Source organism: Nonomuraea sp. NPDC051298 (assembly GCF_055586305.1).
The window spans coordinates 16,926-31,066 of the sequence record NZ_JBVJIM010000019.1 but is presented as its reverse complement, the minus strand read 5'-3'; the positions used below and the strand labels follow the sequence as shown (position 1 = coordinate 31,066).

Genomic DNA, 14,141 nt, shown 5'->3' with positions numbered 1-14,141 from the left:
AGCGATTTCCTCCTGGATCGAGCGAGGTCTAGACGACTTCGCGCCTGTCTGCGTAGTGGCAGGCCGCACCCTGGTCGTCGCCCAGCGCTCGCACCTCGGGCTCGACGGCGACGCAGAGCCTGCGTTCGTCGTCGGTCAGCTCGGCGCGGAACTTCGGGCACCTGGTGCGGAATCTGCAGCCCGTCGGAGGGTTGGCCGGGCTGGGCAGGTCACCTTCGAGCAGGATCCGCTCACGGGAACGCTCGCGTGCCGGGTCGGGCAGCGGGATCGCCGAGAGCAGGGCCTGCGTGTAGGGATGGCCGGGGGCGTTGTAGACGGTGTCCACCTGGCCGATCTCGGCGATCCTGCCGAGATACATCACCGCCACCCGGTCGGCGATGTGGCGCACCACGGCCAGGTCGTGCGCCACGAACAGGTAGGACAGCCCGAGCCGCGTGCGCAGCGAGTCGAGCAGGTTGATCACCCCGGCCTGGATCGACACGTCGAGCGCCGAGACGGGCTCGTCGAGCACCAGCAGCCGGGGCTCCAGCGCCAGCGCACGGGCGATGCCGATGCGCTGCCGCTGCCCGCCGGAGAAGTCCTGTGGATAGCGGGCGGCGTGGGAGGGGTCGAGGCCGACCAGCGCGAGCAGCTCGCCGATCCGCCGCCTGGGGTCGCCCCTGCCGTGCGTGCGCAAGGGCTCGGCCAGGAGGTCGTGCACGGTCATGCGCGGGTCGAGCGAGGCCAGCGGGTCCTGGAAGACCACCTGCATGTCGCGCCGGATCTCCGTGCGCTCCGACCTGGTCAGCCGGGCGGTGTCGTGCCCGAGCACGACGATGCCGCCCTCCTGGGGCGCGGCCAGTTCGAGGATCTCCGTGAGCGTGGTCGTCTTGCCGCTGCCCGACTCGCCGACCAGGCCCAGCGTCTCGCCCTGGCGCAGGTCGAAGCTGACCCCGGCGACCGCGTGCACCGTGCCCACCCTGCGCTTGAACACCGCGCCCTTGAACAGCGGGTAGTCCTTGACGAGGTTGCGCACGTCGAGCACGGTGCGCTCGCCGCGGGCCCGCAGGCGCACCCCGTCCCCGGGGGCGGCGTGGCGGCCCGGGGGCCGCTGGCCCACCTCCTGCCAGCGGATGCAGGCCGCCCCGTGCTCCTCGCCCACCTCGAACAGCGGCGGCTCGCTCTCCTCGCACGCGTCGATCCGCATCGGGCAGCGCGGCGCGAACGGGCACCCTGGCGGCAGCGCCGCGGGCGAGGGCGGGTTGCCCTCGATGGGCACCAGCGGCTGCCGTCCGTCGCGGTCGACCCGCGGGATCGAGCCGAGCAGGCCCACCGTGTACGGCATCCGCATCCGGTAGTAGATGTCGTCCACCGGGCCCACCTCGACGGGCCGGCCGGCGTACATGACCAGGACGCGGTCGGCGAACCCGGCCACCACCCCCAGATCGTGCGTGATCATGATGATGGCCGCGCCGGTCTTGGCCTGCGCCCGCTTGAGCACCTCCAGCACCTGCGCCTGGACGGTGACGTCGAGCGCTGTGGTCGGCTCGTCGCAGATGATCACGTCGGGGTCGTTGGCGATGGCCATCGCGATCACCACGCGCTGCCGCATGCCGCCGGAGAACTCGTGCGGGAAGGCCAGCGCCCGCTCGGACGGATGCGGGATGCCGACGAGGTCGAGCAGCTCGACGGCCTTGATCAGGGCGGTCTCCTTGCTGACCCGCTGGTGCACGCGTACGGCCTCGGCGATCTGGTCGCCCACCCGGTAGACCGGGGTGAGCGCGGAGAGCGGGTCCTGGAAGACCATCGACATGGACCTGCCGCGGAAGGAGTTGAGTGCGCGCTCGGGGGCGCCGATCAGCTCTCTGCCGTGCAGGCGTACCGAGCCGGTGACCCGCGCACCCGGCGGCAGCAGGCCCATCACGGCCGCCGAGGTGATCGACTTGCCCGAGCCGGACTCGCCCACGATGCCGAGCACCTCGCCCGGACTCACGGAGTAGCTCACCCCGCGCACGGCGCGTACGTCGCCGAACGACACGTTGAGGTCGCTGACCTCCAGCACCGGGCTCATCGCGCCCCCCTGGCCGAGGACGGGTCGAACGCGTCGCGCAGCGCGTCGCCGACCAGGTTGACCGCCAGCACCGTGACCACCAGCAGGCCCGCCACGAACCAGAACGTCCACGGCGCGTAGACGGCCGTCTTGGAGCCGTCGGCGATGAGCGTCCCGAACGACACGTCGGGCGGCTGGATGCCGAACCCGAAGTACGACAGCGAGGTCTCGGTGAGGATGGCGCTGCTGACGTTGAGCGTGGCGTCCACGATCAGCAGCGACGACAGGTTGGGGATCACGTGGCGGAAGATGATCCGCACCGGTGGCACGCCCATGTAGCGGGCGGCCTGGACGTATTCGCGCTCCTTCGCCGAGATCGCCATCCCGCGCACGATCTTCGAGGTCACCATCCACAGGAACAGCGCCAGCATGACCACGAACAGCGGCCACTGGCCGGGGCCGAACAGCGGCGACAGGATGGCCAGCACCAGGAACGCCGGCAGCACGAGCAGCAGATCGGTCACCCAGCTCAGCACCCGGTCGGTCCACCCCAGGAAATAGCCCGCGAACGCGCCCACGACCGCCGCCAGCGCGGTGGACACCAGCGCCGCCAGCAGCCCCACGACCAGCGACTTCTGCATGCCGCGCAGGGTGACCGCGAAGACGTCGGAGCCGGTCTGGAGCGTTCCGAACCAGTGGCGTGCCGACGGGGGCTGGAGGAACGCGGTGAAGTCCTTGTCGGTGTAGGTCCACGGGCTGAACAGCGGGCCCGCGAAGGCCAGCAGGAACATCAGCGCCAGCACCGCGAACCCGATCCGCCCCTGTGTGGAGCGGAAGAACCGCCCGGCGACCACGCGGGTCCTGGACGGCGCCCTGGTCAGCGCGCCGTCGGTCAGCTCCTCGGCCAGCTCCTCCTCGGACAGCGTCATCAGGCCCGCACCCTCGGATCGAGCGCGGCGTGCAGCAGGTCGGAGGCGAGCGAGGCGCAGAGCACGGCGACGGCGGCCAGCATGGAGATGGCCGCGACGGTGTTGACGTCGTTGCTGAAGATCGAGTTGATGAGCTGCTCGCCCAGCCCGTGCCAGCCGAAGATCTTCTCCGTGAACGTGGCCCCCGTCAGCAGCGCCCCGAACGTGAACGCGAAATAGGTCGCCACCGGGATCAGCGCCGTGCGCAGCGCGTGCCGGACGAGCGCCTGGCGCCTGCTCAGCCCTTTGGCCCTGGCCGTACGGACGAAGTCGGCCCCCAGCACGTCGAGCATCATGTTGCGCTGGTAGCGGCTGAACACCGCGATCAGCCCCATCGAGAGCGAGATCGTCGGTAGGATCAGGTGCTGCAGCCGGTCGACCACGTGGCCCCAGAACCCGGCGGTCAGCCCGTCGCTGTACTCGCCGCTGACCAGCAGCACCTGGCGGCCGAACACGCGCTCGTTGGCCCACGCCGCGATCAGGATCAGCATGTTGGCCAGCACCACCACCGGCACCGCGAGCACCACGAACGACAGGCCCGTCGAGAGCCGGTCGAACCAGCCGTACTGCCGGGCCGCCGCGAACGCCCCCATGAGCACCCCGAGCAGGCTGCCGCAGAACAGCCCGAGCACGACCAGCCGGAACGTGACGCCCATGCGCCGCTCGAGATCGTCGTTGACCGGCGCGCCCGCGACCGTCTTGCCGAAGTCGCCGTGCAGCACCCCGCCCGCCCAGGTGGCGTAGCGCTGCAGCAGGGGCGTCTTGTCGTTGAGGTTGAGCGCGGTGAGCTGGGCGTCGACCACGGCGGGCGGCGGCTTGGGGGTGCGGTCGGCGTAGTTGGAGCGGGGGTCGAGCGCCGTGGCCGCCAGCAGGTAGGCCGAACTGGCGGCCACGACGACGAGCACGGCGTAGTTGAGCAGCCTGCGGGCCAGGAACCCCGCCATCGCTCCCCCTCCTACGCGCACCGCACGTACGACGAGCCAATGAACGTGGCCCATCGTAGTCATATAGCTACACCAAGTGAGGGTGCCGCCGCACGGAACTTGCGAAGAAGGTCAGCGTCCGGAGAGTTCGTCCACGGCCGTGCGGACGTCCTCGCTGGTGATCGTGGTCAGATCGGCCGAGCTGGCCGACCCGCCGCGCTGGGCGTGGGCCGCGAGCCGCACGTCGCGGCGCATGGCCGCCCGCTCGAACAGCGACCTGGCGAAGCGGCCGTTGCCCAGCCCGTCGATCAGCCGGTCGTCGCACACCCAGGTGAACACCTCGTCCAGACGCCGCAGCGCCTCGTCGTCGAACGTGTCGCCCGACTTCTCCGCCAGCAGCACCGCGATCCGCGACAGCTCCTGCGGCGAGTAGCTGGGGAAGGCCACCCGCTGGCTGAACCGGCTGGCCAGGCCCGGATTGGTGGCCAGGAAGGAGTCCATCTCGCGCTCGTAGCCGGCCAGCACGATGACGAGCCGGTCGCGGTCGTCCTCGGCGCGCTTGAGCAGGGTCTGCACGGCCTCGGCGCCGAACGCGTCGCCGCCCTGGTAGCCGGGGTTGACCAGGCTGTACGCCTCGTCGATGAACAGCACGCCGCCGAGCGCCCGGTCGACCAGCTCGTTGGTCTTGATCGCGGTGGCGCCGAGGTGCTGGCCCACGAGGTCGGCCCGGTGCGCCTCGACCACGTCGGGCCTGGCCAGCAGGCCGAGCGCGGCGAAGATCCGGCCCAGGACGCGGGCGACCGTGGTCTTGCCGGTGCCCGGCGGTCCTGCGAACACGAAGTGCCGCATCTGCTGCGGGGTCGGCAGGCCGCGCTCCTGGCGCATCCTGGCCACCTGGAGCTGGGCGGCGATCGCGTGCACCTGCCGCTTGACCGGGGCCAGCCCGGCCATCCGGTCGAGGTCGGCCAGCGCCTCCTCCAGGGTGGGCGTGGCCACGTAGCCGCGGAAGCGGGCGGTCAGCTCCTCGAACGCCTTGGTCACGTCGGGCGTCGTGGTCGTCACCAGGTCCTGGGTGGTCGGGGTGCCGCCGGCGCCCACCACCCGGACGTCGCGGGCCTGCGCGGCGGCCTCGACCAGGCTGCGCGCGAACCTCGCGTTGCCCAGCTCGTCGACCAGGCCGCGGCGGTGCACGTCGTCGAAGAGGCCGAGCAGGACCCGACTGGTCTCGGAGCCCATCTGGTCGCCCCTGCGCCGCTGGAGCAGCTCGGTGACGTCGACCAGCTCGGCGGGGGAGTAGCCGGGGAAACGTACGCGGGTGGCGAACCGGCTGGCCAGTCCCGGGTTGCTGGACAGGAACGTGCCCATCTCCTGCTCGTAGCCGGCCAGGATGATGATCAGCCGGTCGCGGTCGTCCTCGGCGCGCTTGAGCAGGGTCTGCACGGCCTCCGCGCCGAACCTGTCGGGCTGGCCGTCGGAGGAGTTCATCAGCGCGTACGCCTCGTCGATGAACAGCACGCCGCCGAGCGCCCGGTCGACCAGCTCGTTGGTCTTGATCGCGGTGGCGCCCAGGAACTCGCCCACCAGGTCGGCCCGCTGCGCCTCGACCACGTAGGGGGTCTCCAGCAGGCCGAACGCGTAGAAGATCTTGGCCAGCGCGCGGGCCACGCTGGTCTTGCCGGTGCCGGGCGGCCCGACGAAGACGAAGTGCCTGGTGGGCCGCCCGGTGGTGTAGCCGGCCTCGGCCCGCAGGCGGGAGGCTTCGATGGAGGCGGCGATGGAGCGTACCTGCTCCTTGACCGGCGCGAGCCCGATCATGCTCTCCAGCTCGCCGAGCGCCTCCTCGACGGAGATCTGCGGCGGCGCGCCCGTCTTGTCGGCCGGCGACTCGGGCCTGCCCTCGCGGGCGCGGACGCGCACCTTCTGCTCCTCCGCGGCGACGCTGGCCGCGCGGGCCCGGCGGGCGAGCACGAGCCGGTGGACGAGCACGGCGGCCGCGACGGCGTAGGCGGTCCAGGTCGCGGTGCCGTCGGAGACGGGGGAGAGCGCGGCGGCGAGCACGCCCGCGGGTGCCAGCGACATCAGCGTGCTCGCCCACGGCGTCACCCAGCGGATGAGGTGGGCGGCGGCGGCCACGGGCAGGCTCAGCCCGACCATCAGGTGCACGGTGCCGGCGCCCGGGGGGAACAGCCCGGAGAACGCCCACAGCGCCAGCGCGCCCCAGCCGACCACCACCAGCGCGGTGGCGGCGGCCCGCGGGTAGCGCATGGTCAGCGCGACGAACGCGAGCAGCACGAGCACGATGGGGAAGGTCTTGATGAGGTCCCACCCGAGTGCCGCGCCCACGCCCATCGCGGCCACCAGCGTGACCGCGTAGAGCACCCGGCGAACGGCAGGGGGGATCTGGAAATAACGCAGCCGAACCTTCTCGAACAGATCCCGCGTCGCGGCCCGCCCCGCGGCCTGGGCCCTGTCGGACTCACGCATCACGCCTCCCCGGTCCGCCCCCGGTTATACCGCACCGAAGCGACGGTTGGGCGGTCCTGACACGCTAGGTGGAGGTCACGAAAAGGGCTATCCGCCTCCCGAACGCTGGTGCCGTCCGGGGAACTCGCCGACGAGCACCTGCTTGGGGGTGACGCGCAGGACGTCCGCGTCGGCGCTGGCGATGCCGCGTACCTCGACCCAGAAGCGCCGTTGCAGCGGGTCGGTGGCGAACACCGCCACCCTGGGGTCGTCCTCGACGGCCTGCCACGCCTCGGTCTCGGCGATCAGGCGCAGCTCGCCGGCGGAGGTGACCGAGGCGACCGCGCCGGCGACCCTGGGCCCGAGCGCGTCGCCGTAGGACAGGACGACGCTGCGCGCGTAGGAGAAGGTCCGGCGTACCTCGGAGGTCAGCGCGACGGACGGCTCGGTCCCCATCGGCAGGTCGCACATGAGCAGGGACGAGCGCCACGGCCCTGGCCCGCCGCGCCACCACGAGCGCAGTCCCCGCACCGCGAACACGATCGCCACCGCGCCGAGCGCGCCCAGCCCGGCCCACCACCCCCACGCCGCGCCGAGCAGTCCGCCCGCCGCGCAGGCCACGGCGGCGGCCACCACCAGCCCGATCGCCACCGCCAGCCACCTGTCACCCGGCCACTGGTCACCCGGCCGCCGGTCACTCCCCCGCCTGTCACCCGCCCGCTCGCTGTCGCGCCGCCGGGCGCGTAGGTAGCCGCGCACCACCGGGTACGGCACGGCCACCGCGGCCACCGCCGCCCGCGGCTCCACCGCCAGCGCCCCGCCCGCCGCCGCCAGCAGCACCGACCACGTCCTGCCCAGCACGATCCAGAGCAGCACGCCGGTGTTCCGCCTGGCCGCGCGCTCACTCTCGCGGGCCGGCAGCGTCTCGGCCAGGGCCCGCAGCGGACGTCCCCGCCACCACCCGGCCAGCGCGCGCACCGCCGCCGGCGCCGGCCAGCCCAGCACGACGATGCCCGCCAGCCCGGCCCACACCGGGTCGAGCGTGGACGGCAGGCCCGGCGCCGTCCCGAGCAGCAGCCAGGCGGCGTACGCGGCCACCGACAGCGCCGCCGACACCACCGACCCGCCGAGCCAGGGATCACGGCCGAGCATCGCCCCCACGTACGCCCACGTCCCGACCCGCCGCGCCTGCCGCACCGTGAGCGGGGCCAGCAGCACCAGCACGGCGAGGCCGCTCAGACGCGCCTGGGCGGCCTGGTCGAGCAGCAGCGCGCTCGCGCCGATCGCGACCGTGGCCACGGCGAGCAGGAGGCGGACCTGGCGGGACCAGACCTCCAGCGCGCGCCTGGCGCGTCCCGTCTCGCGCGGGTCGACGGGCCAGGCCGGGTCGTGGTGGGGGCGGGGCGGGTCCCAGCGCAGCAGGGCCAGGCCCAGGTTGACGCGGGCCTGCGGGTCGCCGGGGTCGACGGCGAGCGCGGCCCGGTAGGAGCGCTCGGCGCGTACGTGCTCGCCGCGCTGCAACGCGAGATCTCCCAGCAGGACCTGCGGCCCCGGCAGTTCGGGCGCGAACCGGCCGGCCAGCGTGGCGTGCTCGACCGCCTCACCCCAGCGTCCCGGTACGCGGCGCAGCACCGCCGCCAGGCGCAACCGGGCGGGCCAGGAGCCGGGGGCCAGGTCCACGGCCCGCTCGGCGGCGGACACGGCGTCGGCGTCGCGGCCCAGCCGTTCGTGCGCGAGGCTGACGAGCCGCTGCGGCCATTCGGCGGACGGGTCCAGGTCGGCGGCGTTGCGGGCGGCGTCCAGGGCGGATTCGGGACGCCCGGCGTTGAGTTCGGACAGGGCCTCGTCACACCATTCGCGTGCGGACCGGTCGGAAGGGTTGCCTCGTGTGCCACGTGCGTCGGTCCCCACGAGTCCCATGATCGGCGGGTGGTCCAAACTTGGATAGATCCCGACATATGGCTGTATCTCTCTAGAGAGGTCGCGCCGGGCTCCCGGATCAGGCGATACCGCTATGACAAGCGCGTGGCATGGCCTAAGCTGCCACGCAAGCCGGAGCGCCGGAGCCGGGCGGCGGTGAGCCGGTGAGTCGCTGGTCCGCCGTCGCCGACCACCAGCACGTGCGGGCCCTGTCTGAACGGATCGTCGACGGGATCGGCCTGCAAGGAGGCCCATGACCGTCACACAGGCCGCACCCCCCGTCCGCATGGCCGACCGCGACCCCCAGCAGCGCCGCTGGGCCGTTCTCGTGCTGCTCTGCCTGAGCCTGTTGCTGATCACGGTCGACGCCACCGTCCTGCACATCGCGGTGCCCACGCTCACGGCCGCGCTCGAGCCCTCCGCCGTGCAACTGCTGTGGATCATCGACGTCTATTCGCTGGTGGTCGCGCCGCTGCTGATCATGTTCGGCACGCTCGGCGACAAGTACGGCCGCAAACGGCTGGTCCTGTGGGGCTTCGTGCTGTTCGGGCTGGCCTCGACGGCGGCCGCGTTCGCCCCGACCCCGCTGACCCTGATCCTGGCCAGGGCGCTGCTCGGCGTCGGCGGGGCCATGATCATGCCGGCCACCCTGTCGCTGATCCGGCAGGTGTTCACCGACCGGCGCGAGCGGGCCATCGCGCTGGGCGTCTGGAGCGCGGTCGCGGCGGCCGGCGCGGCGGTCGGGCCGCTCATCGGCGGCGTGCTCGTCGGCATCTGGTGGGGCGCGGTCTTCCTCATCAACGTGCCGATCCTGCTGGTGCTGCTGCCCGCGGCCGTACGCCTGCTGCCGGAGTCGCGCGAACGCCGTGACCGGCCGTGGGACGGCGCCAGCGCCCTGTTGTCGGTGTTCGGCATCCTGGCGCTGGCGTTCGGGCTGAAGGAGGCGGGGTCGGGCAGCCTGATGCCGTTGTGGGCGTCGGCGGCGGTGTTCCTGGCCGGGCTGGGGCTGCTGGTGGCGTTCGTCCGGCGGCAGACGCGGCTGCGCGAGCCGTTCCTGGAGGTCGGGCTGTTTCGGCGGCGCGAGTTCACCACCGGGGTCGTGGGTGTGCTGCTCGGCGTGTTCGCGCTGGTGGGGCTGCAGCTCATGCTCGCCCAGTACCTGCAACTCGTGCTCGGCGACACCCCCGTACGCGCGGCGCTGCGGATGCTGCCCCTGGTCGTCGCGGCCGTCTCCGGCGGGCTCGCGGCGGCCCACATCCTGCCCAGGCTCGGCCTGCGGGCCACGATGAGCGGCGGCCTCGCCCTCGTCGCGCTGGCTCTCACCCCCACCTTGACCTGGGGTGTCGAGGGGCACCCCGTGATGCTGGCGGTCTGTTTCGTGGGCATCGGGTTCGGGGTGCAGGTGGCGCTGCTGGCCGCGTCCGACACGATCATGGCCGCCGCGCCCGAGTCCAAGGCGGGCGGGGCCGCCGCCATCGAGGAGACCGCGTACGAGCTGGGGGCCGGGCTCGGCGTGGCCGTGCTCGGCACGATCACCACGATCGTGTACGCCCCCGGGCTCCCCACCGTGCCAGGAGTGCCGTCCCGTGGCATGGACGAGGCCAGGCAGTCGCTGGCCGCGGCGGCGCACGTCGCCGACCAGGTCGGCGGCCACGCGGGTGGGGCACTGCTCGACGCCGCCCGGTGGGCCTTCGTCAATGCCCTGCACACGACCGTGGTCGTGAGCGTCGTCCTGCTCAGCGTGACCGCCGTGGCGGTGGCCGCGCTGCTCAGCCGTGATTGAGGTGTGCCATGTCCCGTTCAGGGCAGACAACTACCGTGAAACAGGCCCTTCGTGATCTTGCCGCTTTAGTCGCCCGCCTCGGCGTGGGCGGCATCTTCTTCGCCAACGGCTGGGCCAAGCTGGAAGACGGTCTGAAAGTCACCGGCGCGAGGTTCCTGGAGCGGGGTGCCCCCGCGCCCGGCGCCTGGGCCACGGTCACCATGCTCGCCGAGCTGATCGGCGGCGCCCTGCTGATCGCCGGTCTCGCCGTCTCGATGACCGGGCTGATCCTCTTCGCCGAGGCGCTGGCCGTCTTCGTGGTGGCCCCGCCGCTCAACCCCATCAGCCTGAACGAGCTGATCCTCCTCGGAGCCGCCTCCTTCCTGCTCGCCGTGGTCGGCGCGGGACGGGTATCGGTGGACCACATGGTCGTGATCCGGCGGAGGGAGTCGGCGGCGGCCGACGAGTTCGCGGCCGACACGGAGGCGGATCGCGTCATCGCCTCCCTCAGAGAACCTCCAGGGACGCCCGCGTCCCTGCCGTCGCCCGCCGCGTCCCCGCCGGGCGACCCGGTGCCGGGCGACCCGGCACAGGACGACTCGGGGCCGGACGCGCCCCCGCCCGGCGAGCCGGTCTCTCCCACGGAGGACACGGCCCCGCACCCGCGGGCCCGCGCGTCGGCCGGGGAGCCCAAGCGCACCGAGGACCCCGCGCCCGCGCCTGGCGACACCCTGGTGGCGGGCCGCAAGAAACCCGCACCCCGCAGCCGCCGCTCCTCCTCCGGCGGCTGACCCACCCCGCCTCCGGCCGACCCACCGCGTCTCAGGCTGACCCACCGTGCCGCCGGTCGATCCGTCCCGCTCCTGGCCGGTGCGCCCCGCCCCCGGTCCCGCCCGGCGGCGCGGGGTGGAGATCGGGTCCGGCCGGTGAATATCCTGACGCCAGGCGAGCGGGGGAACGTGATGGAGGAGCGGCCGGGCAGGGCGCGCGCGACGGTGCGTGACGTCGCGGCGGAGACCGGCCTGTCCATCGCCACGGTCTCGCGCGTGCTCAACGGCCAGTCCAACGTCGCCCCGCACACCCGCGAGCTGGTGCTGCGCGCCGTGGGCCGGCTGGGCGACCAGGCGCCGAGACCGCGCGCCCTGCCGGACGCCAGGCCCGACGCCAGGCCCGACGCCCGGTCCGAAGCGGGGCCCGAGGCTGGGCTCGTTCCCGGGCCGGACGCCGCGACGGGCCTCGCGACGGGCGCCGTCTACGTGCGCTGCCCGTACGTGCTGACCGACTATTTCGGGCTCATCGTCTCCTCGGTGGGCGAGACCATCGAGCTGCACGGCCGGCAGATGGTCCTCGGCGCGGGGGAGGCGGCGCAGGGGAGCGCGGTGCTGCCCGGCCTGCCCGACCGTCCCGGCGTCGCGGGCGCGATCCTGATCCTGCCGCCCGAGCCGGGGGAGCAGCTCGTACGCCTGCGCGACCGCGGCTTCCCCTTCGTGGTCATCGACCCGCGTACCCCGCCGCCCAAGGACATCGTGGCCGTCTCTGCCGCGCACTTCGCGGGCGGGCGTACGCTCATGGCGCACGTGGTGGAGCTGGGCCACCGCCGGGTCGGCATCATCGGCGGCCCGCTCAAGTGGCTGCCCAGCGAGGCCAGGCTGGCCGGCTACACCGCCTCGCTGGCCGACGCCGGGGTGCTGCCGGCGCCCGAGCTGCTGCGCAGCGTGCCGGAGCCGAACATCGAGCACGGCTACCGGGCGGCCGGCGAGCTGCTCGACCTGCCGGAGCGGCCGACGGCGCTGGTGGCGTTCAACGACAAGATGGCGGTGGGCGCGCTGCGGGCGGCGGCCGAGCGCGGGCTGAGCGTGCCGGGCGACCTGTCGGTGGCCGGTTTCGACGACATCGACATCAGCAGGGCGACCTCGCCCGCGCTGACCACCGTGCGGCAGCCGCTGCAGGAGATGGGCCGGATGGCGGTCACGCTGCTGATGCGGCTGATCAGCAGGCACACCCTTGAGGCGCTGCACGTCTCGCTGGGCACCGAGCTGGTCGTCCGGGGCTCGACGGGCCCGGCTCCGCGCTGATTGTTTCATTTGTTACATGGCTTGACTGCCCGCTTGACTCATGCTCTTCTGCTCAATGCAAGCAGTGTTACGCATTTGTTTCATTTGTTTCAAGGGCATCACCCCCCAAGCCCTGAAAGGACAACGCCGTGTCCAGGATCCTGCTCGCGCTCACCTGCGCGGCCGCCTTATGTGTGGCCGCGCCCGCCCCGGCCCTCGCGGCCAACGAGCCCGTGAACGTCTGGCTCACGACCACCTCCGACTCCGGCGGACGCAACGTCACCCGGGGGCTCCAGCAGCAGACGCAGATCGCGTTCGGCCCCGCGGGCGGCACCGCCAACCACACGATCACCGTCAACGAGGGCACCACGTACCAGCAGTTCGAGGGTGGCGGGGCGTCGATCACCGACACCACCGCCTACCTGCTGCGCGGCGGTCCCGTCAGCGCGGCCACGCGCGACGCGGTGATGCGCGGGCTGTTCTCGCCGACCGACGGCATCGGCCTGTCCTTCGTCCGCAACCCGATCGGCGCCTCCGACCTGTCGCGGCCCGGCATGGTCTCCCTCGACGACACCTGCTGCGACCTCAACGACTTCGGCGCCAACGGCTACGACACCAACGTGCGCCTGCTGACCGCCCAGGCCAAGCAGCTCAACCCGGCGCTGCGGGTCAAGGGCGTGCCGTGGAGCGCTCCCGGCTGGATGAAGGACAACGGCCGGATGGACCAGATGGGCTGGCTGAAGTGGGAGCACTACGGCACCTACGCCCAGTACCTGGTCAAGTACGTCCAGAGCTACCAGGCGGCCGGCGTCCGCGTCGACTACGTCTCCGTCCAGAACGAGCCCAACTGCTGCCAGGCGTCCAACCCGACCGCCATGAACTACCCCGGCATGTCCTGGAACGCCTCCGGCCTCATCGAACTGACCAAGAACTTCGTCTACCCGGCCTTCCGCGCGGCGGGCATCACCACGAAGGTGCTCGTCCACGACTGGAACTACGGCGACTACGGCCAGATCGGCAGCGCCATCCTGGCCGACTCGGCGCTGCGCAACGACCCGCTGTTCGGCGGCATCGCCTGGCACGGCTACTGGGGTGACCCGGCGGTGGGCACGCAGGTGCACAACCAGTACCCCTCGGTACGGCAGTTCAGCACCGAGCACTCGGGCGGCACCTGGATCGCCAACCAGCACAACGAGGACATGGCCGACATCGTGAACTACGCCCGCAACTGGAGCGGCAGCCTGGTCAAGTGGAGCCTGGGCCTCAACCAGAACATGGGCCCGCACAACGGCGGCTGCGGCACCTGCACCGGCCTGATCACGGTCCAGGAGGGCGGCCCGCGCGCCGGCCAGGTCGACTACACGGTCGAGTACTACACGACCGGCCACCTGACCAAGTTCGTCAAGCCGGGGGCGTACCGGATCGACTCCACCGCCAACTCCACGGTCCAGAACGTGGCCTACCGCAACCCCGACGGCTCCAAGGCGCTCATCGCCCACAACGGCGGCACCTCGGCGCAGTCGGTCAGGGTCAACTGGGGCGCACAGTCCTTCGTGTACACGCTGCCCGCCCGCACCACGGCCACGTTCACCTGGTCGGGCACGCCGGGCTCCGGCGTGGGCGGCCAGATCACCGGCCTGGGCGGCAAGTGCGTCGACGTGGCCGGCGGCAGCAGCGCCGACGGCGCCGCCGTACAGCTCTACGCCTGCAACGGCACCGCCGCCCAGCAGTGGACCAGGCCGGGCGACGGCACGCTGCGGGCCCTCGGCAAGTGCCTCGACGTCGTCGGCCAGGGCACCGCCGACGGCAGCATGCTGCAACTGTGGTCCTGCACCGGCGGCGCGAACCAGCAATGGACCCACACCGCGGGCCGCGACCTGGTGAACCCCGTCACGAACAAGTGCGCCGACGCCACGGGAAACTCCAGCGCCGACGGCACCCGGCTGCAGATCTGGGCCTGCACGGGCGCCGCCAACCAGAAGTGGACGCTCAACTGACCCGCTGACAGACGTTCGGCCCGGC

At 72.6% G+C, this 14,141-nt stretch carries 9 protein-coding genes; 4 read left to right on the top strand and 5 right to left on the bottom strand.

Annotated elements, in window-relative coordinates:
* Window positions 1-28: 28 nt before the first annotated feature.
* The 5 genes from ACZ6S0_RS38725 to ACZ6S0_RS38705 all read right to left on the bottom strand — a co-directional run bounded on the left by ACZ6S0_RS38725 (window position 29) and on the right by ACZ6S0_RS38705 (window position 8,303).
* Window positions 29-2,050 (bottom strand): dipeptide ABC transporter ATP-binding protein, encoded by a 2,022-nt coding sequence (locus ACZ6S0_RS38725; RefSeq protein WP_465924307.1) that lies wholly within the window; start codon window positions 2,048-2,050, stop codon window positions 29-31.
* On the bottom strand, window positions 2,047-2,958 hold the full coding sequence (locus tag ACZ6S0_RS38720; protein WP_465924306.1) for an ABC transporter permease: 912 nt from the start codon (window positions 2,956-2,958) through the stop codon (window positions 2,047-2,049). Before ACZ6S0_RS38720 ends, ACZ6S0_RS38725 begins: the two co-directional genes overlap by 4 nt.
* On the bottom strand, window positions 2,958-3,941 hold the full coding sequence (locus ACZ6S0_RS38715; RefSeq protein ID WP_465924305.1) for an ABC transporter permease: 984 nt from the start codon (window positions 3,939-3,941) through the stop codon (window positions 2,958-2,960). The genes ACZ6S0_RS38720 and ACZ6S0_RS38715 overlap by 1 nt, the downstream gene beginning before the upstream one ends.
* Window positions 3,942-4,052: 111 nt before the next feature.
* Complete coding sequence (locus tag ACZ6S0_RS38710) at window positions 4,053-6,404, bottom strand: AAA family ATPase (RefSeq protein ID WP_465924304.1); 2,352 nt, start codon at window positions 6,402-6,404, stop codon at window positions 4,053-4,055.
* Between the two features lie 87 nt (window positions 6,405-6,491).
* Window positions 6,492-8,303: a hypothetical protein gene (locus ACZ6S0_RS38705; RefSeq protein WP_465924303.1), complete on the bottom strand. Its 1,812-nt coding sequence runs from the start codon at window positions 8,301-8,303 to the stop codon at window positions 6,492-6,494.
* A gap of 253 nt (window positions 8,304-8,556) precedes the next feature.
* Between ACZ6S0_RS38705 and ACZ6S0_RS38700 the strand changes: the two genes are divergently transcribed.
* From ACZ6S0_RS38700 to ACZ6S0_RS38685, 4 genes are all read left to right on the top strand, one after another.
* Complete coding sequence (locus ACZ6S0_RS38700) at window positions 8,557-10,086, top strand: MFS transporter (RefSeq protein WP_465924302.1); 1,530 nt, start codon at window positions 8,557-8,559, stop codon at window positions 10,084-10,086.
* Window positions 10,087-10,121: 35 nt separating this feature from the next.
* Entirely contained in the window at window positions 10,122-10,856 is a 735-nt protein-coding gene (locus ACZ6S0_RS38695) for a DoxX family protein (RefSeq protein ID WP_465924301.1), read from the top strand.
* A 135-nt stretch (window positions 10,857-10,991) separates the two neighbouring features.
* A complete protein-coding gene (locus tag ACZ6S0_RS38690) occupies window positions 10,992-12,140 on the top strand; it encodes a LacI family DNA-binding transcriptional regulator (protein ID WP_465924300.1) in 1,149 nt (382 codons plus the stop codon).
* Window positions 12,141-12,268: 128 nt separating this feature from the next.
* Window positions 12,269-14,116 (top strand): ricin-type beta-trefoil lectin domain protein, encoded by a 1,848-nt coding sequence (locus ACZ6S0_RS38685; protein WP_465924299.1) that lies wholly within the window; start codon window positions 12,269-12,271, stop codon window positions 14,114-14,116.
* Window positions 14,117-14,141: the final 25 nt, after the last annotated feature.